This window comes from Eggerthella timonensis, from assembly GCF_900184265.1.
Lineage (GTDB): Bacteria > Actinomycetota > Coriobacteriia > Coriobacteriales > Eggerthellaceae > Eggerthella > Eggerthella timonensis.
Window position 1 is genome coordinate 3,861,368 of the sequence record NZ_FXXA01000002.1, and the last position, 20,548, is coordinate 3,881,915.

The following is a 20,548-nucleotide window of genomic DNA, read 5'->3' on the forward strand; positions in this document are numbered from 1 at the left end:
ACATGGTGACAGGGTGATGCTTTTGACCTGGTAATATACAAATATCACAACATTCTGGTGACAACATCGCGAGCGGCGAGCGCCTATAGTCTGCCGCAGACGAAGAGGCCGCGCCGCCGTTGGGAGGCCTCGCACGAAACGAGAATGGAGGGGGTTGCATGTCAACAGATCGCACCACGCTGACCCGCCGCACGTTCGTCGCATCGACCGGAGCGCTGGGAGCGCTGGCCGCCTGCGGCACCGCGGCGAGCACGCTGTACGCGCCGACGCCGCAAGCGTACGGCGACGAGGGCGGCGACGGCGAGAGCATCGTGTGGACGCACTGCCACGTCAACTGCGGAGGGGCCTGCGTGCTGCAGTGCCACGTGCAGGACGGCGAGTTGAAGTACGTGGAATCGGACAACACCGGCGACGCGTCGTTCGGCGCCGTGGAGGCGCGCGCCTGCCTGCGCGGACGCTCGATCCGCCCGTGGCTGGGCAGCGCCGACCGCCTGAACTACCCCATGAAGCGCGTCGAGGGAACGAAGCGCGGCGACGGCCAGTACGAGCGCATCAGCTGGGACGAGGCGCTCGACACCATCGCCAGCGAGTTCAAGCGCATCACCGAGAAGTACGGCAACGAGAGCGTGTTCATCCAGGAATGCTCGGGCGTGGAGCAGAACATCATGATGAACAACCCATTCTTCCGCCTGTTCAACCTGCTGGGCGGCGAGGTCACCCGCTACGGCAGCTACTCGAGCGCCGCCATCAGCTTCGGCGCCGTGCCGTACACCTACGGCAAGTCGTGGGGCAACCGCTCGCTCAAGACCATCCAGGAGGGCGAGCTGGTGGTGCTGTTCGGCTTCGCCCCGAACGACATGCGCATGGCCGGCGACGGCCCGGGCTACGACTTGAACGTGGTGCGCGAGAAGAAGAACGCACGCATCATCGTCATCGATCCGCGCCGCAACGAGACGTGCACGAACCAGGGAGCCGAGTGGATCCCCATCGTGCCGGGCACCGACGCGGCGCTCGTGGCGGGCATCGCGCACGAGCTGATCTCGCAGAACCTCGTGGACCTCGACTTCCTGCACACGTACTGCGTGGGATTCGACGAGGAGAGCATGCCCGAGGACGCACGCGGCAAGCACCTGTCGTATCGCGACTACATCATGGGAACCGGCTATGATCAGGTAGAGAAGACGCCCGCATGGGCCGCCTCCATCACGAAGGTCCCGGCCGAGCGCATCGTGAAGCTGGCGCACGAGATCGCCGAGTCCGACCCGTGCTACATCTGCCAGGGCCTCGGGCCGCAGCGCCACACCAACGGCGACAACGCCGCGCGCGCCATCATGGTGCTGCCGCAGCTGGTAGGCCAGGTAGGCAAGCCCGGAACCACGTCAGGCGGCACCATCGGCAACGACGACATCGGCCTGAGCTCGCTTCCCACGGGAGACAACCCCATCAAGACGAAGTTCCCGAACTTCCTGTGGCCCGAAGCCATCCGCGACGGGGCGAAGCTCACCGCCACGAATGCCGGCATCCAGAACGCCGACAGCCTCAAGGTGGGCATCAAGTTCCTCGTGAATTACGGGAACAACATGATGGCCAACCAGAACGCCGACATCAACTTCACCACCGACATCCTGCGCGACGAGAGCCTGTGCGAGTTCATCCTGCAGTACGACGTGGCGCGGACCGCCTCGTGCAACTGGGCCGACATCGTGCTGCCCGACCTCACCCCGCAGGAAACGTACAGCCTGACGGCCGCCGGCGAGAGCAACGACGTGGAGGGCATCCGCTTCGGCCAGCCCCTCTACGAGCCGAAGTTCGAACGCCGCGAAGTGTACGAGGTGTGCGGCGAGCTGGCGAAGCGCCTGGGCGTGTACGACGAGTACTCCGAGGGCGGCATGACGCGCGAGGACTGGTGCCGCAAGCTCTACGACGAGCTGCGCGAGGACAAGCCCGAGCTGCCTACGTACGACGAGGGCGTGAAGATGGGCGCGTTCACCTACGACACCGGGCCCTCGACCGACGTGGACAAGTTCATCCTCGACCCCGAGGCGAACCCGCTGAAAACCGCCACGGGCAAGATCCAGATCTACTCCCCCGAGCTTGCCGAGATGGCCGAAACGTGGACGGTGCAGGACGGCGACGTGATCTCGCCCATCCCCGTGTACTATCCGGGCTTCGACGGACCCGACGCCACCACCGACGAGTTCCCGTTCCAGATCGTGGACTTCCACCACAAGGGCACGACGCACTCGACGTACGCCGCCAACGAGGTGCTGCACAAGCTGTCGCCGTTCCAGGCGTGGATCAACCCGATCGACGCCGAGCGCCAGGGCATCGCCGACCTCGATCCCGTGCGCCTCGTGAGCGCGCAGGGCGAGATCCGCACCACGGCGAAGGTGACGAACCGCGTGATCCCCGGCGTCATCATGTACCCGCAGGGCGCGTGGCACGATGCCGACATGCAGGGCGACCGCGTGGACCACGGCGGATGCAGCAACACGTTGACCAGCCGCCATTGCGCCCCGGTGTCGAAGGGCACGGGCCAGCACAGCGTGATCGGCACGATCGAGAAGGTGGAGGGGTAAGCCATGACGCAGTACGGATTTTACTTCGACGCGACGCGCTGCACGGGCTGCAAAACGTGCGAGGCCGCGTGCCGCGATTACCACGACCTGCCGCTCGAGCTGTCGTACCGGCACGTGTACGAGCTGGAAGGCGGCTCGTGGAACCAGGCGGCCGACGGCACCTGGACCACGGATTCCTACACGTATTACACCTCGTTCGCGTGCAGCCACTGCGCGAACCCGGCCTGCACGCACGTGTGCCCCACCGGCGCCATGCACAAGGACGACAACGGCATCGTGTCGGTCGACACGCACCGCTGCATCGGCTGCGGTTACTGCGAGCTGGCCTGCCCCTACGGCAACCCGCATGTCGACCGCGACAAGGGCCACAGCGTGAAGTGCGACGGCTGCGCCGAGCGCGTGGCCGCGGGTAAGCAGCCCGTGTGCGTGGAGGCGTGCTCCATGCGCTCCCTGTCGTTCGGCCCGATGGACAGCCTGCCGAGCGGCGGCGAGCTGGCCGCTGTGGCGCCGCTGCCCGACCCCAGCGTGACCACGCCGAACTTCCTCATCAAAGCCTGCGCCTCGTCGCAGCCGTGCGGCTCCACGTCGTGCGTCGTCGCCAACGCCGCGGAGGTGAAGTAACATGGGAACCGGATTCGAGCACACCGCGCTGGCGGTATTCACCACCCTGGCGCCGATGGGCGCCGGAGCGTTCATCGCGCTGGCGTACGCGTTCATAGCCGGCCAGCCCGACGAGGCCGCCGCGAAGCGCCTCGATCGCTGGACGGCCCTCCCGCTCGCCGTGCTGGCCGTGGGCTTCCTCGGCGCATTCATGCACCTCGCGAGCCCCTTCAACGCCTTCGGCGTGTTCACGGGCGTGGGCGCCTCCCCGCTGTCGAACGAGATCCTCGTCGGCGTGGCGTTCGCCCTGCTGGCCGTGGCGTACTGGGTGCTGGCGCTGGCCGGGAGGCTGTCGTTCGCGTTGCGCAAGACGCTGCTCGTGGTGCTTGCGGCGCTGGCCGTGGTGTTCGCCGCCTTCTGCGGACTGGCCTACATGATGTACACTATCCCCACGTGGAACACGCCGCTGTCCATCGTGCAGATGGTGGGCTATATGCTGGCGGGCGGCACGGTGCTGGGCTTCTGCACCGTGGGCTTCGCCCAGGTAGGCCTGCCGAAAGGCGCGGGCACCGTGGCGCTCGCGCTGACGCTGGCCGGCGTGGCGGTGGGCACGGTGGGCTTCGGCGTGCAGATCGCAGGGCTCGATGCCATCCGCAACATCTGGTCGTCGGCGGCCGAGCTCGTGCCGGCCATCTGGATGCTGCTGGGCGCGTTCGCGGTGTGCGGTCTCGTCGCCGCGGCGCTGACGTTCGTCGCGGCGAAAAAGGCGTTCGCGCCGGTGCTCATGGCGGCAGCCTGCATCATCGTCGCCGCAGGCATCTTCGTGGCGCGCATCGGGTTCTACGGCTTGTACATGGGCATTGCGCTGTAAGCAGGCGCGACGAAGGAAAGGGGCGGCAGCATGGAGACGGCGCTCAACGAGATCACCCTCGTGCTGTTCACCACCATCGCTCCGGCGGGCGTCATGGGATACCTCACCATGGCGCTCGCCATCGTATTGGCCCGCGACGAAGAGCGCGCCGGCACCATCAGCCGCTACCTCGTGGTGCCGCTCGTGCTGGCCATCTCGGGGCTCATCGCGTCGGCCACCCATCTGGGAACGCCCGCGAACGCGCTGTACGTGATCACCGGCATCGGCCGCTCGCCCCTTTCGAACGAGGTGGTTGCCGCCGTGGCGTTCCTGGCGCTGGGCGGCGTGTACTGGATCCTGTCGTTCCGCGACGACCTACGACGCTCTTTCCGCGTCGCGTGGCTGGCCGCCACCGCGGTGGCGGGCTTCGTGTTCGTGGGGTACATCGCCGTGGCGTACTCGGTGCCCTCCGTTCCCACGTGGAACCTGCCCACCGCGCCGCTGACGCTGTGGCTGAACGCGCTGTCGAGCGGGCCTTTGGTAGGGCTGTTCGGGTTGCTGCTGGCGCGCCAGGAGCCGAGCGGGCGCATGACCGCGGCGCTGCTGGCGCTGACCGCGCTTGCCGCTGTAGGAAACGCCGCGGTGCTGGGGATGCAGTGGCAGGAGCTGGGCGGCATCGCGACCACCACCACGCGCGCCGTCGACCTGGTACCGGCGATGCCGCTGGTCATCGGCGCGTACGCCGCGTGCGAGGCGATCGCCATCGCGCTGGGCGGCGCGGGAGCGCTGCGGCGCACCATCGGCGGCGGCAACGACCCCTTCGCCGCCGCGCAGCGCACGCGGGCGGCGCGACTGGCGCTGACGGCCACAAGCGCGGTGCTGGCGCTGGCCGCATGCTTCGCTGTGCGCTTCACGTTTTACGCGCTGCACATGACGCTGGGGGTGTGAGACAGAGGGAGACAGAGGGACGGTGAGACAGAGGGACGGGGTAATTGTCTCATTTTGCCCGCAAAATGAGACAATTACCCCGTCCCTCTGTCTCACCGTCCCTCTGTCTCACACCCCGGCGAGGAGGTAGCGCAGGTACTCGTAGGCCTGCGCCTTCGTGCAGCGGCGTTCGCCGAGCAGGCTCCATTCCAGCACGAGGAACAGCGTGTTGCCGAAGTGGTCGGCGATCAGCTCGTAGGGGATGCGGCCCGCCACACGCTCGGGGCAGGCGCGCAGCATCGTGCGGATCTGGGTTTGCATGACGCCGCGCAGGCGGTTCAGCAGGTAGCCCGAGCCTGCATTGTAAGCAAGCGTGCGCTTCACGACGTCGAGGTGCGCGGCGCACAGATCGTACGCGCGATCGAAGCACACGCGCAGCCCCTCCTCCGCACTCATCGACGAGGCCTCGTCCAGCTGCAGATGCGCCCCGATGCGCATCCAGCCGTAATCCAGCAGATCGTACTTGTCGTCGAAGTAGTTGTAGAACGTCGCGCGCGGATACCCGGCACGTTGGCACAGCTCGTTGACCGTCACCTGCTCGAACGGCTGCTCGGCCAGCAGGGTCAGCAACGACCCCGAAAAGGCGTCGAGCGTGCGCTGCGCCCCGCGCGTGGGCTTCCTCGTCACGTCGTACTTCATCGCCGACCTCCTTTCGACTTCGCGCTTCTTGGCGCAGCAAACCCGATTTTGGGCAGATTCACTCATTTCGTCCAACGTTTGACAGAGCGGGCGAAGCCGTCTCTTGCGCTGCCTCGCCGCTCATTCTATGGTTGATTCCAACAATTGACAAGTGTCCAAGATTTGACAGATGCACAGGCGTGCACGCGCCGAGCGATACGGGAGGAACCGATGATCTTCTACTATTCAGCCACCGGGAACAGCCAGCACGTGGCGCGCCGTCTCGCCGACGCGCTCGACGACCGTGCCATTTCGATCAGGGCATGTCGAGACGCGGGCCGCGCGTCGTTCGAGCTTGCGGAGGGCGAGGCCGTCGGCTTCGTCACGCCCACGCACTTCATGGGGCTGCCCATCCTCATGACCGACTTCTTCGACGCCCTCGACCTCCGAACGAGCGCCGTCGAACCCCCGTACGCCTACCTCGTGGCCACGTTCGGCAACTTCAGCGGCACGGCGCGCGTCATGACCGCCGACGCGCTGCGCGTCCGCGGCATCCCGCTGGCTGCCGCGTTCGGCGTGCGCATGGTGGACACCTGGACGCCGATGTTCGACGCATCGGACGACGAGCGCAACCTGCGCATCACGCACGAAGCGGACGCGCGCGTCGACGACATCGCCGTTCGCATCCGCGCCCGGCAGACGGGCGCGCACCGCGTCCGCACGGGGCCGCCCCTCGTAGGCTCGCTCATGCACGCGCATTGGCGCGCCTGCCGGTCCACCGCGCCGTTCTTCGTGGATGCTTCCTGCATCGGCTGCGGCGCGTGCGCCCGGAACTGCCCCGTGGGCGCCATCCGCATGGAAGACGGTACGCCCGCCTGGACGAATGACTCATGCGCGCAGTGCCTCGCGTGCTTGCATCGCTGCCCCGCGTTCGCCATTCAGCACGGGCCGAACACGAAAAAGCACGGACAGTGGGTGCATCCCGACGAAATTCCGACATCTCGGCAATAAGCGCACCGGCCTCCCCCCATCATCTCCGGATGCCGCGCAGGGACCTTTTCCTCCTCTTCGGAACAATCGCCCTCTTCCGCCCGCGCTGTTCCCGGAGAGGCGAAAACATGCGCGCACCGTTCCAGCGACATACGAACCTCGCTCCGGCGTGCGGCGTCCACGTCGCTGCGCTCGAACGCGTTCCTCCACCGCGCATGAACGCTTGGGGCCACACCGTGCTGCGCGTCGCGTTTGCGCAGACCGGATCTTCGAACAACGCTTTATCGCATTGCTCCTAACGCGTTGTCAGAGAGCAAGAGGTATGAACGAGTTCACATTAATCCTCAATGATACTAGGCCACGCCTACCCCAATGACTCAAGCAGGAGCAGACATGGCTTAGCGAAAACCATCATCGAAAAGCAGCAAGGTCGCCTTTCAACGACTGCGGTGATCCGTTCATCTTTGCTAGCGCGACCCCGTAAGGTACAGGCCTTCAGTTGTCTCCTCGTTCTGATGACTCATTGTAGAGATCGCAATATAGACCATTTCTCAGAAGAAGTTGCTCATGCGTTCCTTCTTCGACAACGGCTCCATCCTCGAGAACAATAATCCGATCCATTTTTTTGACAGTATTAAGTCTGTGAGCTGCGATTATAACAGTCCTTTCGCATTGTGCTATGTAGTCGATAATCTTTTTTTCAGACAAGCCATCCAGGGAACTTGTAGGTTCGTCCATGATGATTACCGAGGGATTCTTTAAAAGACTGCGTGCGATTGCTATTCTTTGCTTTTGACCTCCAGAAATATTCATACCGTTCTCAGATATAATTGAATGAAAACCGGCGTTCATTTCTTTCGCGATACCGCTCACCCCTGAAGCTTCGAGTACCTCAATTCGAGACTTATGAGAAATATCCGCACCATCGAGCATCAAGTTCTCCAAAAGAGTATCACCGAACACGATTGGATCTTGCGGAACAAAGCATATCATATTGCGAAGAGACCCTTTATCATACCGAGACACAGCAGTGCCATCGATCGCGATCGTTCCTGATGTCGGACTGATCAATCCACTTATAAGCTTAAGCAGAGTACTTTTTCCGCTTCCGCTTCTCCCGACGATAGCCACTTTCTCGCCTTTCTTGATACGTAAATTCATATTGCATACCACATATCGGTCAAAGCGGCTGAATTTGAATGCCACGTTTTCAAGTTCTATCTCTCCAACATGCCGCATAACTTTGGTGCCCGAGATGTCTTCCAACAAACCTCTTTCTTCCGTAACATCAGCTACCTGATTTAGATACGACTTCAGAAGCATGAACTGGGAAACAGAACCGATGAGCTTCGAAAAAGGATCAGATAAGTATGATGATAGGGTCATAAAAGCAACAACCAGACCTAAAGTCATTGAGCCCATCTGAATCTCCCGAACGCCAAACATGAGAACAGTGATTGGAAGGATGAAGATGAGGGTGCCTGATATGCTCGACATCCATGCGGTGATTTTTCCCTGCTCTTTAAGGCCATCCAGGCTCTTTCGGTATCTTTCCATCCATTTCAAAAGAAAGTGCGGTTCTTCACCGAGCGATTTGACCGTCTCTATTCCAGAAAACAATTCCACTGACAATTGCTGAACATCGCTTTGGGCTTCCATCACTCTACTATTGATTGAATAATTCCATTTTGCATAGACAAGGGAGCTAAACACAACTATGGCGCAAATCAACAGTACAATCAGAGTCAACTCAACCGATGCGACTAACATAAACGCAATGTAAACAAAGAGGAAGAGCATATCTATTGCGTTCTGTATAGCGCTTCCTGACAACGTAGCCTGAATCATGGAAATCAGGCTGGACTTATATATCATCGAGCCAGAAGACCTGTTGATATAAAACTGTAATTTTTTGCTGAGTGCCTTTTCGTAAAAATTCTCCGACAAACATTTGCTCCAGTTTAGCTGGAGACTTGTAAGCAGCAATCCATTGCACACAGAAGATAAGTAGTAAAGTACCCCTATGACACATACAAGAAATACGATCCGTAAGACAGACACCTTATCGACAGCGACATTGCCATCAACTACGAATTGTGTTGCAACCGGAACAACGAGGGTGAGCATTTTCAAGAGAAACATTACGGCAACAATCCCAATTATCGTCATTTTGGTATTTTTTGCCAATATCAAGAATTGCCGGAAGATGCCCTTTCCGCTAGTTCGGTCATGTAACTTTTTTTTCGACGCCTTGGCTTCCCGAACCTCATTAATCACAAGCGAATACCGTGAGAAGTGTTTATAGAATTCCTTTTCCGAATACGACACTTTTCCCATTTTAGGATCCATCACGAAGTATCTGCTTAAACAGACTCTATACAATACAACAAAATGACTATCGTCCCAAAATACAATGCTCGGCTCTCTTTGATCTTTAAGACACCCCGGATCTAATACGCGAATGCCTTTGTAGCCCACACCTTCATCTTCTAAGATCATTTTGATGTTCTGGAGGGTCAAGCCCCCTTTAGGGGATCCGTATTTGTCACGAAGATCGCCAAGCGTAACAGGCACGTGATGGTATTGTAGTACGCATGCTGCTGCGGCGAGCCCGCATTCGCTATGTTCAGATTGGAATATCGCGTTTATCTTAGCCATGGAATCATCCTAGCGAATGAAAATAATCTGCAAGCCTGTCGTAGTTTATAAGACCGGTTTTCGTCCAATATGCCCGCTCGGAACATTTCTGATCCTGCCTAAGTACATTTAGCTTCCATGATTGGAATGCCGCCTCCATGCTCACGCCCGGACAAAGAGAGTCTGGGTTCTCCATCGCTGAAATGCCCGCCTTTACCACGCTATCAAGTTTTTTTAGATCAAGCTTCTGCTTGCTTGTTTGCACTATTTCGCATGTACGAACCAAACCTAACCCATCGCAAAACTGCTTAAGATAGTTGGAAACTTGCGTATGACCCGTGCCATCGGAAGTTACAAGAGTCTGGCAGGGCTTCTTAGCGAAATAGAATAAATGAGCTAGGTGGCAGAAGCGGTCGATAAACAATTTCATGTCCGCAGTAACAGCTCCGTAGTATGTTGGTGAAGCAAAAATGACTAGGTCAGCTTGCTCCAGTTTTCGTTTAAGCATACGCGTGTCATCAAGGTTATCGCGTTCGTTTTTATCCGCCCCCAAGAAAAAAGGCTCCGCAGGGTCTTCTGAATGATTCAAGACATAATCGTTCGGTGTCATGATCTGCACCTCTATGTCTGCTTTTTCGCGGCAGTAACCGTCACTTATCTGCTCAAGGATCGCACGGGTGAAGCTATTTCGTTGCCGCGAGCCACAAAATGCAAAAATTTTTTTCACTGGTTTCACCTCTTAAATAAAAGGAGATAGGGAAATAGCGGGATGTAAACTATTCGCAACAGTAAGTGCGACCCCGGCCAAGCCTGTAAACAGGCTATAGTTCGTAATTCCGGTAAAATGATCAATTTTGATGTTGCCGCTTTGAACGTCAGAGCGAATAAGCTCATTACAAAATCGCTCGGCCTTTTCGGAGTATAATTTATTATCGTCGAGCTTACTAATATCAAGGTAGTACTGTATCCTGCCACAATTGCCATGACAGAGACAGTCGGTTCGAAAACGGGCATCGTCTAAGCTGCGATGAAGCTTTGGTACGATTTCTGGCGCAGGAAAGCTCCCAGTAACCTTTTTTACATAATGTTGCCCCAGCAAATATCCGAGGGTTCCGTTGCACCATGTGGCAGGCAGATCGGGGCCTGTCTGTATCGTTTCAGCACACATCATGCTAAATTCTTCAATGCGATCAAGATATATTCTATTTTTGGTCGCTTCGTATAATTTTGACAAAGACACGATATGGCCCGATAGTCCATGCCCTATGCCTACGTTGCCACCGACCGTCTGTGAGCCATCAATTAAGTCAAGAGTGCGATGGGCTGCAGCAATAGCGTTGGACAAATAGCGATCATCGCCCATTATCTCGAAAAGTCTCAGATATAGGGGTATGACTCCGGATAAGCCTTGCAGCCAATCGGCATTTGTGGCTCGATCCAGATACGATGGAAAATACTGATCCAAGCTGGCCAAATATGACATGAAGGACTCTTGGCACGGATCATCCTCATCGATAAGATCAGCGAACCTCAAAAGCGAATGAAGTCCGAAGAACCCGCTATCGGCCGCAGTGACTTGGAGGCTTCCCAGAGCAGAATTTGATATGTAATTATATAAATTATTGTATTCTTCATTTTCGCAAATCCGACTCAGCGTTTTAAACAGTTGGGCAAATCCAACAAGTCCGTTGTAGTAATCACAGGGAGCCGGTCCGAGATCGAAATCATTTATGACTCCCTGAGAAACAACCAGCCATTGCGCCGTCGCTTTGTCATGGTTAAAATATGCTGATTCTATCATCTCGCGAGCAATCGATTCTGCGAACTCGAGGCTATCAAGCGTATTCGCAATCGTCGCATGATGAAGTTCGTGGTTGATTTCCATCCCTTTGCGGCCGAGCGTACGCATTTTAACGATACCAATTTGCTTTTCTACGTTTTCAATAGAAATCGATTGCAATTTCTCAATCACAGCTTCTCGAGGAGTACTCATGAGAGCATCTTTGACAATGTCACCGGCCGAGCTCTCTACGTTCCTGCTGTCCAGATGCGCATAAAAGATAGGAACGTTGTCAAAAAGCATGTCGCGATACTCCAGTTGTGCGATACGTTTGTTCGAGACGGGATGGGTATAGAGATTTTCTAGAACCTTTTCTACTTCCGCAAAATCAACGAGACAGCTTGGATGCCTAGTAAACAGAAGAAATTGCATATATTTTCCGGTATCTCTGAAAAGAAGTCTTATTGCATAGTCCGGCAGAGACCTGACAAGCTCAATGTAATCGTCCTTGCTGGCCAAGAAACATGACATAACCCTCTTGAATCCATCAACTATCTGACCAACGTATTCGGAGTAGTCAATTCTAAGGTCGTTATAGTAGACTCCATTCTTGCTTTCGCCGATCGAAACATTGCCTAATTCAAAACGCGCATTATCAGTGTTTAAATCTTTGGGTATATAGTCCTTCTTGCTAATCGTTTGCCCGTATCCAGACAATCCGCTCATGTCAATTGAATTGCCCTTGGCATCTAATTGCGTTTTCTGCGGAAGCATAATGCTCGAAACGACGGAAGTCCTTATTTCGGTTGTGATTCGATTGTCGTACAAATCGTCGTTTTCGTACCCCGTCGGCGTGTTGAATAAAGTTTCAAGATCTACTGCAATAGGGTATTCTGCATTTGAAATGATATTTTCATAATGCATGTCACTTCCATTGCACAAGTACATCATGGCAAGCAGCTGTCCATATCTGATGTAGTATCTCTCAACCTCTTCTTTCGAAACGCATGGCTTCTGCTCAATGAACTCCGACAATGTGAAGTCGTTTTTATAGATCGACGATGGCATTTTAATATCAAGGATCATTTCTGAATCGTTGAAGTATTGGACAATTCGATCGAAACATCGTTCAATTTTGAGATTGCGCGGTTTGTACACAATACTTCCCTCGTTAAAGCGGATTACAACGACGGACTTCCCTTTAGCGTGCGTATCTCCTTGCTCCATAGCCAATTCTTCAATGCAGAGCTTTCGCGCTCCATGGAAGAAGGTGTCTTCAATGCTTGACCAGGTTTCGGTCAGATGCTCAAAAAAACTATTAACGAAGGAAGTGTAATATTCCGTAGCAACGACCAGCTTTCTCGTCATTGCCGGATAACGGCAGTAAAGCCCTTTGAGGTTACTTTTGGAGCCTGCGATAGCAATAAAGCTCTCAAAACGGGCTTCTGCCGTGTCACCTGAAAGTGCACCTTCTTGCTTCATTCTGTTCAATTCAAGGACAAAGACCTTCACAGCGATAGACAGCAATCTATTCGCAAGGCACTCCATTATGTTGGCTTTTGCTTTTTCGGAGAGCTTATCGTGCAAATTTGATCGCGAAGCTGATATATCTTGATCGAATTTATGAAGAAAATGACGTATCAGGTATGCATAAGATGATGCATCATCCGAATCGAAGCAATTGTCAATGAGGCGGATTGCCTCTTCGATCGGGCTTTCTTCCGGCTCCTCCGACAACGGAAACTCAAAACCTGGGTCAATGCTACGTTCGAAACATGCAATCGGCCAGTTGTTGAGTCTTAGAATGTTGGCGAAAACTTTTGAGTTTACAGTGCTCTTTCTCGCCGTCCACTTTTCAGTGTTTCCGTAAAATGTAAGATCATCCGGCACGCCAAGTTTTTTAATTATGGAGATCCTTTCGTCGATTGTAAACTGCCCGATATTAAATACATTCGAAGTAGTCATTTTTTACCTCTCGGTCGAATATCAAGAAGGTCTCCTATAGTCAACCGCCATGAACGAAATCGCTTCGTCCATGGCGGTCTTTGTGATGGTTGCATCGTGGACCTTGGCCGACATCATATGCCGCATTAGTATTGCAGACGCTGTATAACTTTAAACAGCTATTGCGCTCCCAATCGCATAATATGCGATTCCTATGCGCAATTCGTAAATGCTGATGCAACCCATGACACGGCTGCTCCGGAAACCGCTGAGAGGTAGCTGCCGACAATGTATGTTGTCCACGGAAGACTGAGTGCCGGAGTCGACATAGGAGCGATACCATCGCCACCTGTTACAAAATTCATCTCACTGTCGGATAAATCCTCAAACCTCAAGCCAACAATCTGTTGATCCATCTTGACTCCTCTGCAAGATCGATTGTCTGTCCAATCCCGACGAATTTGATCTATGGCTATCGTGCAACCCTGGTCAAACTGCGTCGAATTGCCAAGTACTTAATGCGTGGTGACATACGAAACCAAGCTCACTCCAATAGAGACGAGAGCCGAACCCGCCGTCGCAAACGAGAGGGTTGAAAGCGGCGAAGCAGGCGTTACGGACGCCGGCGCTATGCCATCACCGCCCGCGATGAATGCCATATCTTCCATTGTCAGGTCTTCAAATTTCTGACCTACGAGAATAGGGTTGTCCATGTCCATTGTGCCTCCTTAATTGGTATGCATCCTGTCACTAATAACAATTGTTATATAGCGATACGGTGATTGCAGAAACGCCTGTTATAGCGCTCACAACGATGGCGGAAGGAACCGGAGTGACAGATGCCGGCATCGCGCCGTCTCCTCCAGCAATAAACGCCATTTCTTCCTCGCATAGACATTCAAAGGTTATGCCAACGAGACCGCCTTCGCATGGAAGCTCCTGCATAATTAGCCCCCTTTCGATAGTTAACCGCGAATAAGACTACATCGATGCAGTTAAAATCCTATCACTGGGGTGATAGACAATTTGAAACCAAAGCAACACCAAAAAGATGCTGCACCGAAAAACATTTTCCGCGTCTTCAAATAAACGGTGGTTGAGATATGAACGCAGCGACTTAGCCACCGCTCAAAAGGAGAATGGGCCCTGCCCGACGGGAAATTGCCATGACCTTCTCCTTCGACGCGCGTCTCCGGCGGCCCGCATGCGGTCGACCGCCTTCGCGAGCAGTTGGACCACGTGGAAGCGATCTGCGACGCGGTTGGCGGCGGCATGTGGAAGGCGATCCCGCTCGCGAAGGCGATGGACAGGTCGCAGACCACGTCCTCAACCCTCGACGCGTCGCCGCCGCCGACGGCCGGGTCGTCGGCGAACCCCGCGGCTATCCCCACTTCGCGTCCCCCTGCACCGGCACGACGCGCTTGGCGTCCAGGTCGACGAAAACCGAGAGGCGGTCGCGCCCGCGCATCTTGGCGGTCTCGTCGACGTCGACGGCGCGCACCCCGAAGTAGGCGACGAGGCATGGGCACGCGTCACGCAGGCCCCGACGAGCCGCCAGGGCCTCGTGTCCGTCTCGCACAGGAGTTCCGCGATGGCGCGCACGTCAGTCCGACGGCAATATGACCGCGACCTACACGGCGAACAGAGAGGTGGAGTGCCCTCGGCCTTCCAGGGGAACCGGACGGTGACGATGCCACGAATCGGGCATTCGACACGAGGCACCTTGCATTGGGTGATGGTCCCGCACTGCCAGAGGTCGAGATAGCACCACTCGTTCTCGCGTGTGTCGCAGGCGACGTGCATGCCGCACGCTGTGCATAACATGGGCGATCTAGTCGCCTTCTCTATAAAGACGTAGAGCTCGTCGCGCGAGCCTCCGACTCGCCTAAACTCGACGTCGACGACCCTCCACCGAGGCCCTAGACTCAGCGACTCCTCGAAAGCGCCGCGAATACCGCGGCTAGCCGGTCCATGGCTTCTTCCTCGCCTCTTTCGTTCGGTTCATCCATGATAGCGTTTCCCATAACAAGGACGACTCACGTGGCAAGTTCGCCTTGGCGAACCACAAGAAACAGCGAAGGGGCAAAGGTGGGAGGATTGGGAGAATGGAAGGATACATCCGGTTCGCTGTGCGACTAATAACCTAATTGCACCTCGAGTTAAACAGGTTATTAATCTCATTTAAGAGTTATCACTTTACTACAGAATACTGGCGAAGCATTCGTAAAACGCATATTCTAACTTCACATTTTAATAACATATGCAAAAATATATTTGATTGAACTGCCTAGCGCTTCAAAAAAGAGCACGCATTTCGCTTCGAGGGTCTGCCTCGAAGCGAAAATACAAAAAACAAGATGATGTATACGGCTAGCACGACCATTAAACACGCCATCAAGACAAGGGTCGACGGATCTTTGAGTAGGCCCATAAATGCAAGTCCGAAGATTATCGATCCAAATAGAAAGTAGCAGACAAAAAAAGACAGCGATGACGTTTTTACGAGGGCGAGACGAGTCGATTCTTTGTCCCAAACACCTGAGGGGCTGGCCGAGCTGCATCCGTTAGGAGCTTTTTGCGGGTTGGGATAGTCTCCTTCTCGGTTGACTGAATCATTCTGCGACGTCTGCTCGGACGCTTTCACCTTCACTATACTCATAAGTCTCCTATCGGTGATGTTGTCAACGACGATGGTACAAAAGCAATCTTCGTCAGTAAAGCAACGAAAATATTTCCAAAATTATTTTTTTTTGCTAATTAGTATTATGTGATTAGAGGCAAGGTTCTTGGCGAATAAACATTCTTGGTTAGTCGCAAACCCTTAAACTCATACACGATATTTTATCCTGAACAAATGCGCCCCGCGTACCAAGGACTTATTGCGATTCTGCCAGGTCAAGAAAGAGGGCGATTACGTCAAGCGATGCGTTGCTTGCTTTGCTATGCATTTGAAAAGAATCCTACCTGATATCATCCGTTTGGCGGAGTTGATGATGCGTCTTATAATTACACTATCGCGATGGTAAGCACTGGTATGGGAGGATTGTCCTAACACCCAACTATTAGCGCCCATCCATTTACTAGCGAAACGACTCCATTGGCGAGGATTGCTATTTTTCTTGTAACTCGAGTCATCGGTAGAATATCATTCTTGCGATCAAATAAACGGAACTTCGGCTTACACAATTTCTGACATAATGAATACGTCGGCTATCGCGCGAGTGAGGAAATGTAATACGCCAGGCTCGATAAAAGAGGATTCTGATTGTCGGCACGATGCACAAAGTACACGGGTATCTCAAATGTGGCACTTTTCGATAACGGAATAAACTTTGCGTTGGGGTAAAGACCGCGCACGTAATTATCGTCCATTGCGAACATCGCACCGCAATGGATACCCAAAAAATCTTCATGGCCTTTCGTGAACGGAGGAAGCTCGACATAGTTCGGAAGGAAGCCCGCATTCTCCAATTTGTCGGTGATTATTGATAGACAGTATCTGAAGTCATTTGGTAATGCGATATATTCTTCGGCGAGATCGCTTAAAACAATACTTTCGCGCGAGGCGAGACGATGGGATTTATCAACCACGATGACCGGCTCAACGCCGAAGACTTTGATAGAATTCATGTCGGGCTTATTGGCCGGCCCAAGGATAATGGCCCCATCGAAAACCCCTTCCTCGACAGCGTTCAGACACACCCCACTTGAGTTACATCTCGTTATTAACGAGATGCCAGGATTGCGCAATTTAAACTCATCGAAGTCTTCTGGATGAATTGCCGATCCTCGATGGGGCGAAATGGATATTGCCAGAGATATTGATGAAGTAAGAGGCTTTTCAACACGGGCGTCTTGAGCAGACAGTTTTAGCTCAGTTAGAGAATATAAAATTCTATTAGCCTTCTCACAGAAGGTTAATCCAAAAGCTGTGGGCCTTACACTTCTTCCCGCTTTAGTCATTAAGACCACATTCAGTTCTTTTTCCAAATCGTTAACTGCTTTAGATATTGCCTGCGGGGTCAGATATAGAACTTGCGCAGCTTTCGCATAACTGCCGTGTTGCACAGTGGCCACATAATACTCAAGTTGATTGACATTCAATGTTTGCCTCATCACAGATCAAAATCATAATATAAGACTTTAATTTCTTAAAGTAGTACTTTATATTAGCCATAAAGTTTAAGTTGGTCAATTAAAAATATGCCAACGGGTCCTTCATCCCAGATCGTCCTTAAACAAATTCGTTGCTACACGCAAATTCATTTTTTATATCGCAATTAATAGTTTCTTGCGTTCAAACAATGCAACGATCTCAATTGTGTCAAAATTGAACTGCAACTAAATTCGCCTAAATGCGTGAACAATCTTCTACAGATTATTTGAAGATGGATATGAGGAAGAAGGAGACCGAATGCTCTTTTACAGCGAAATAGAAACTCTGGGGATGTGCATGACCATTGGAGTAGAACAGGTTTTCTGCGTAAATATCGGTGCGTAGCAAGAGGTGCAGCAGTTGCTTACTGAGTAAAACTGGCTCGTTATATTACAATACCGTAGACTGTATTATTCGGGATAGGCACACTTAAATTATCGTAAGCTGAGAAGGGCATGGACTAATGCAAAATGGAGAGGAAAGCATAAGCCTTTCACTGAAGCGAGTTAGGAGTATCGGCAAGATCATACAGATAGTTCTCTTCATTGGCTGCGGTACTTTCAGTCTCATTTGCGTCATTTGCGGACTTGTTGCAATTGCTTCGCAAGTAGTCTCTGACCAGTTCGCATTCCTCGAGAATGCGAACGCACAATCGTTCGCCTTATCTGCCGTGTCTTTTGGTTTACTGGCAATAGCAACCAAGATTGGATCCGACATAATTGGATCTATCAGGAACGATACTACCCCATTTACCCATAAGCAGGTATCGCGACTCAAATGGATTTCGCTATTTCTAGTCCTAGATGTCCTAATCGGTGCCATATCTTCCGTTTCCGGTTCTTGGTTCAACGTCGAAGGGTTTATTGTGGGCGTTGCTCAGAACGCAGCATCTACATTGACTTTGTCAATCAATTTAGGGGAATTGGTGCTTGCGACTGCTTTGTATTCTGTGTCGCTTATTTTCCAATATGGGGTACTTCTAGAGGACTATTCTGATGGTTTTATTTAGGCAAACGAAATGGGTGTAGTTATAAGACTTGATCGCGTCCTGGCTGATCGGAAAATGACCCTCTGCGAATTGTCGGAAAGAGTTGGTATTTCGACAGTGAGCTTGTCTCGAATGAAAACTGGCAAAGTTCAAGGATTCAAACTCTCCACTTTGGCTCGGATTTGCGATGTCTTAGACTGCCAACCTGGCGACCTTTTAGAATACGTTCGCGATTGATAGCTTCTCGTCCGATAATGGAGATGTAGGTTATTGCAGTAGGAAGAGCTTTCATCAGGGACTAGACGCAATGATGCAATTCACAACCTGACTCCTTAAACATTTAAAGCGGTGGTCTTTTTGCATGATGGATGCAAAGAACAAGCTAAGTGGACGAATAAAACCCCTGCGAAGAGGGATAGTTAAATTAGCATGACTTCGCATTGGACGGTCAATGCAAATTCGAAGTGATTTGACATAGTCTAATAGCTAATCATTACTTACTGTTACTCTGTGTCAGAGGATATGACTGATGAGAATCGGCAAAGCCCCCTTAATGCAGATCGCGGGTTAGTCGGCAATTGTTCTATCGGCAGAAGCGCGGTCTCGTACCACAAACAGACGATACGAACAGAACATGCGAAACCCAGCTTCATGTCGTTGAATATCCTGCACGATGGCCCCGTCTCCAAGCCGCTCCATCGCACCGATAGGCAGAAAAACGACGAGCAGGATGCCGATTGGCTTGCTCGCATGTTTCTCGCTGACTCGTCAAAGGCGATGCGCGTGCCTTCGGTCGAGGAGGAAAACGTTGCCACCCCTCTCGCCTACGCGGCGAAACGGCAACCGATCCGAAACAAGCAAAACGCTCACCAAAACCCGTTGGATCAAGACGTTTCGAACCTGAGCCGGATCCTACGAATTTGAGTAGGTTGCAGACACCTTCGCGTTTAGAACGAAAGTGTCTGCGGTTTTACGAATCGAGGAGCGCCTTGCGGCGGTGAAGGAAGAGATACCGCGTATCACAAGCCGCTTCTCCCGAACTAGCCGAGCGCATGCACGGCATAGGAAGGATCACCGCTTCGCATCCTTCATCGGTCTCGTGTCTTCCGAGAACTCCACCGGCAACAAGGCCACACACAAAAAATCTCCAAAACCGACAACCCACCTGCGCCGTACGCAAAGATTCAGGGAACGGCTGAGAGGCGCTGCGTGTGCGCGGCGCGAAGGTCAATAAAGCCAAGGTGGCTGTCACGTGCGACCCGTGCGTGAGAGACTACCACATCGCGGTGGCACCCGCATAAGCAGGCGAAGAGCCTGCTTCGACATAGGAGCGGCGCAGCGTAGCCGAAGGCATCCAAATGGGACAACCAGACCCTGTTTTCGGGGCAACACACTGATATGAGACTGTATGAGGTGTTTGACGTCGGAAACACGTCTTGGCGGCGAGGACGGCGCAAGGTCGATACCCATCCATTCGACAACATGGGCCGGACATTTTTCGCCTATTGACAAATCATCGGCCATATGAAACCACCATCGATACATCCGGATTGTTGTATTTTTGAGCGGATTGCGCAAACTCGAAATTCCCTGAAACAATCGCGCCCCCTGGCTCGTATGCTAGAGCAAGGGGGTGAGTCGATGTCAGCTGAAAACCGCGCGCAGCCGCGCCGCACTGAGGCGTTCATGGCCCGCGCCATGGCCGACTGGGGCGACGCTGTGTATCGCCTGGCACTGGGTCAAACGCGCTCGAAGGCCGACGCCGAGGACGTGTACCAAGACGTGTTCATGCGGCTGTACAGCGACGCAACCGAATTCACGAGCACCGAGCATCTGAAGGCGTGGCTGCTGCGCGTGACCATAAACCGCTGCCGCGACCTGGCAAAATCGACTTGGAACCGCCGCACCGTCGCGTTCGACCCCGTGCGCGACGACGTTGCCGAGCTCGTGCGCGACCCCGCCGATGCCGACGTGTGGGATGCGGTCGGACAGCTGCCCGACAACCTGCGCTCGTCCGTGCACCTGCACTACGTCGAGGGATACACCACCGACGAGATAGCCCGCATGCTGAACAGCCAGCCCGCCACCGTGCGCACCTGGCTCTCCCGTGCCCGTGCGCGGGTGAAAGACCTGCTCATAGCCCGAAAGGAGCGGGAGGGCGCGCACGCTGCGCCCCTTCCTCCCATCGCAGCCGACCCCTGCGACCCCCGAAAGGAGGTGCCCCATGACTGACGACCCTTTGACCCGATACGCCGCTTTGATGAACAGGGCCCACGCACCGCGCGACCTCTCGCGCGCCGTCCTCGATCGCATCGAGCGCCAGCAAAGCGAGCAAACCAGATCGAGCGGACCCCGCCACCAAACTGCGGGAGCAAGCCCTGCACCTGCGGCGTTCTCCGTCAAACGGCACCGATTCAGG

17 protein-coding genes are annotated in these 20,548 nt (G+C 54.2%); 8 read left to right on the forward strand and 9 right to left on the reverse strand.

Annotation, left to right across the window (positions count from 1 at the left end; translation table 11 throughout):
- Nucleotides 1-158 precede the first annotated feature (158 nt).
- The 4 genes from C1A15_RS16575 to C1A15_RS16590 are packed head-to-tail and all read left to right on the forward strand — an operon-like array spanning nucleotide 159 to nucleotide 4,977.
- A complete protein-coding gene (locus C1A15_RS16575) occupies nucleotides 159-2,579 on the forward strand; it encodes a DMSO/selenate family reductase complex A subunit (protein ID WP_101723589.1) in 2,421 nt (806 codons plus the stop codon).
- Between the two features lie 3 nt (nucleotides 2,580-2,582).
- Nucleotides 2,583-3,200 (forward strand): DMSO/selenate family reductase complex B subunit, encoded by a 618-nt coding sequence (locus C1A15_RS16580; RefSeq protein WP_101723590.1) that lies wholly within the window; start codon nucleotides 2,583-2,585, stop codon nucleotides 3,198-3,200.
- Between the two features lies 1 nt (nucleotide 3,201).
- Nucleotides 3,202-4,050 carry a dimethyl sulfoxide reductase anchor subunit family protein gene (locus C1A15_RS16585; protein WP_101723591.1) on the forward strand — a complete coding sequence of 283 codons (849 nt, stop codon included), beginning with the start codon at nucleotides 3,202-3,204 and terminating at the stop codon, nucleotides 4,048-4,050.
- Between the two features lie 30 nt (nucleotides 4,051-4,080).
- Nucleotides 4,081-4,977 (forward strand): dimethyl sulfoxide reductase anchor subunit family protein, encoded by an 897-nt coding sequence (locus C1A15_RS16590; RefSeq protein ID WP_101723592.1) that lies wholly within the window; start codon nucleotides 4,081-4,083, stop codon nucleotides 4,975-4,977.
- Nucleotides 4,978-5,085: 108 nt separating this feature from the next.
- Here C1A15_RS16590 and C1A15_RS16595 read toward each other — a convergent pair whose 3' ends face one another.
- Complete coding sequence (locus C1A15_RS16595) at nucleotides 5,086-5,655, reverse strand: TetR/AcrR family transcriptional regulator (protein ID WP_101723593.1); 570 nt, start codon at nucleotides 5,653-5,655, stop codon at nucleotides 5,086-5,088.
- A 210-nt stretch (nucleotides 5,656-5,865) separates the two neighbouring features.
- Between C1A15_RS16595 and C1A15_RS16600 the strand changes: the two genes are divergently transcribed.
- Complete coding sequence (locus C1A15_RS16600) at nucleotides 5,866-6,645, forward strand: EFR1 family ferrodoxin (protein WP_101723594.1); 780 nt, start codon at nucleotides 5,866-5,868, stop codon at nucleotides 6,643-6,645.
- Between the two features lie 474 nt (nucleotides 6,646-7,119).
- Here C1A15_RS16600 and C1A15_RS16605 read toward each other — a convergent pair whose 3' ends face one another.
- The 8 genes from C1A15_RS16605 to C1A15_RS16635 form a co-directional block, all read right to left on the reverse strand.
- Nucleotides 7,120-9,282: a peptidase domain-containing ABC transporter gene (locus tag C1A15_RS16605; protein ID WP_101723595.1), complete on the reverse strand. Its 2,163-nt coding sequence runs from the start codon at nucleotides 9,280-9,282 to the stop codon at nucleotides 7,120-7,122.
- A 4-nt stretch (nucleotides 9,283-9,286) separates the two neighbouring features.
- A complete protein-coding gene (locus C1A15_RS16610; RefSeq protein WP_101723596.1) occupies nucleotides 9,287-9,988 on the reverse strand; it encodes an NAD(P)H-dependent oxidoreductase in 702 nt (233 codons plus the stop codon).
- Between the two features lie 12 nt (nucleotides 9,989-10,000).
- The gene (gene lanM, locus C1A15_RS16615) at nucleotides 10,001-13,006 is read right to left on the reverse strand and encodes a type 2 lanthipeptide synthetase LanM (protein WP_101723597.1); all 3,006 of its coding nucleotides are present in this window, start codon (nucleotides 13,004-13,006) and stop codon (nucleotides 10,001-10,003) included.
- A gap of 191 nt (nucleotides 13,007-13,197) precedes the next feature.
- Nucleotides 13,198-13,401, reverse strand: a complete 204-nt coding sequence (locus C1A15_RS16620; RefSeq protein ID WP_101723598.1) for a lichenicidin A2 family type 2 lantibiotic — start codon at nucleotides 13,399-13,401, stop codon at nucleotides 13,198-13,200.
- A 99-nt stretch (nucleotides 13,402-13,500) separates the two neighbouring features.
- Complete coding sequence (locus C1A15_RS16625; RefSeq protein WP_101723599.1) at nucleotides 13,501-13,704, reverse strand: lichenicidin A2 family type 2 lantibiotic; 204 nt, start codon at nucleotides 13,702-13,704, stop codon at nucleotides 13,501-13,503.
- A gap of 409 nt (nucleotides 13,705-14,113) precedes the next feature.
- A complete protein-coding gene (locus C1A15_RS17470) occupies nucleotides 14,114-14,302 on the reverse strand; it encodes a transposase (protein WP_146001894.1) in 189 nt (62 codons plus the stop codon).
- Between the two features lie 64 nt (nucleotides 14,303-14,366).
- Entirely contained in the window at nucleotides 14,367-14,564 is a 198-nt protein-coding gene (locus tag C1A15_RS16630; protein WP_101723600.1) for a hypothetical protein, read from the reverse strand.
- 1,631 nt (nucleotides 14,565-16,195) lie between these two features.
- Nucleotides 16,196-17,101, reverse strand: coding sequence for a LysR family transcriptional regulator (locus tag C1A15_RS16635; protein WP_101723601.1), 906 nt, complete (start codon nucleotides 17,099-17,101; stop codon nucleotides 16,196-16,198).
- Between the two features lie 1,058 nt (nucleotides 17,102-18,159).
- Here C1A15_RS16635 and C1A15_RS16640 point away from each other — a divergent pair.
- The 3 genes from C1A15_RS16640 (at nucleotide 18,160) to C1A15_RS16650 (ending at nucleotide 20,361) form a co-directional block, all read left to right on the forward strand.
- Nucleotides 18,160-18,366, forward strand: a complete 207-nt coding sequence (locus tag C1A15_RS16640) for a helix-turn-helix domain-containing protein (protein ID WP_101723602.1) — start codon at nucleotides 18,160-18,162, stop codon at nucleotides 18,364-18,366.
- Between the two features lie 285 nt (nucleotides 18,367-18,651).
- Complete coding sequence (locus tag C1A15_RS16645) at nucleotides 18,652-19,053, forward strand: hypothetical protein (RefSeq protein WP_146001885.1); 402 nt, start codon at nucleotides 18,652-18,654, stop codon at nucleotides 19,051-19,053.
- 717 nt (nucleotides 19,054-19,770) lie between these two features.
- A complete protein-coding gene (locus tag C1A15_RS16650) occupies nucleotides 19,771-20,361 on the forward strand; it encodes an RNA polymerase sigma factor (protein WP_101723604.1) in 591 nt (196 codons plus the stop codon).
- The last annotated feature ends 187 nt before the right edge of the window (nucleotides 20,362-20,548 follow it).